Consider the following 737-nt stretch of genomic DNA (forward strand, 5'->3'; position numbering starts at 1 on the left):
TGTATGCGCAGCAAGGGCTGGGGGAAGTGCAAGAATATTTGATCCGCACATCGCTCAAAGAGTTGATTGGGCAGCTAAACCCAGAGCAGTTTTGGCAAGTGCATCGCTCAAGCGTGGTGCAAGTGTCTAAAATCATTAAAGTAAACAAAGACTTTGCAGGAAGAATGTTTGTTTATGTTGGTGAAACTAAGCTGCCAGTGAGCCGCGCTTCTCAAAGTTTGTTTAAAGGCATGTAACTTTTCCCTAATCCGTTACTGCTCACTCTTTACACTGTAAACTCGCCCCTCATCATCTAAATTATCAAGGAAGATAAATGAGTTATCGTGTGACTTTATTGAATGCGACGGGAGCGTTGTCTCCTGTTGCTGACTATTTGTATGAACAGCTGAATAGCCTGAGTCTGCAACTCGCCGATCATTTTGAGCTGACCAATATTGATGTCACCATCAGTCCATTTGGTCATGGTGATGCGCCGCAAAGTGGCATTGGTGGTTACTGCTTAAGCCCCTACCGAGTCGAAGTCTTGTTAGACACTCAGCGCACGGATATAAAAACCGTCATTGAAAACGAACTGGCTGCAGTGCTCGCGCATGAATTGCATCATCTGTTTCGGATGCGAGCGGGAGAAAATGGACTCACTCTGGGAGCGGTGTTGATCATGGAAGGCTTGGCTTGCCATTTTGAACGTCAGGTCAACGGCGGCATCATTCCGAGTTTGTTTGAGTTGATAAAAGACC

The 737-nt window shown here is 46.0% G+C and carries 2 protein-coding genes; both read left to right on the forward strand.

Annotated elements, in window-relative coordinates:
- Positions 1 to 236 (forward strand): LytTR family DNA-binding domain-containing protein (locus tag R7044_RS25270; RefSeq protein ID WP_225456002.1); only part of this gene is annotated, 236 nt, incomplete at its 5' end.
- A 77-nt stretch (positions 237 to 313) separates the two neighbouring features.
- Positions 314 to 737: DUF2268 domain-containing putative Zn-dependent protease (locus tag R7044_RS25275; RefSeq protein WP_225456003.1), on the forward strand; the 424-nt coding region annotated here is incomplete at its 3' end.

Source organism: Vibrio sp. 1402, from assembly GCF_033340275.1.